The organism is Opacimonas viscosa, assembly GCF_024199005.1.
Lineage (GTDB): Bacteria > Pseudomonadota > Gammaproteobacteria > Enterobacterales > Alteromonadaceae > Opacimonas > Opacimonas viscosa.
The window spans coordinates 1-273 of sequence record NZ_JANATA010000124.1; the positions used below are offsets into that span (position 1 = coordinate 1).

The following is a 273-nucleotide window of genomic DNA, read 5'->3' on the forward strand; positions in this document are numbered from 1 at the left end:
TATACGATTTGGGATGACCCAAAGGCTGGCGCACTCAACCTTTATCACACCTTGAAGCCGGGTGGAACACTCGTCATTGTGATGCAACCAAGAGAAAAAGGAGCGGACGCCAATCGAACAAAAGAAATGAGCGAAAGCATCCTCAATGATTTAGAATTTGCTGGATTTGATCAGTTTTCTGTTGAATATGAGGAGATTCGTCCCACCCTCGCTGTCTGTGTCACAGCAAAAAAGCCGAGAAGCGAATAAGCTCTCGGCTTTTTTCTTACCATT

General features: G+C 45.1%; 1 protein-coding gene. It reads left to right on the forward strand.

What is annotated here, in order from left to right; genetic code table 11:
* The coding region (locus NLF92_RS12960) for a hypothetical protein (RefSeq protein ID WP_254102626.1) at positions 1-249 on the forward strand (249 nt) is incomplete at its 5' end.
* Positions 250-273 lie beyond the last annotated feature (24 nt).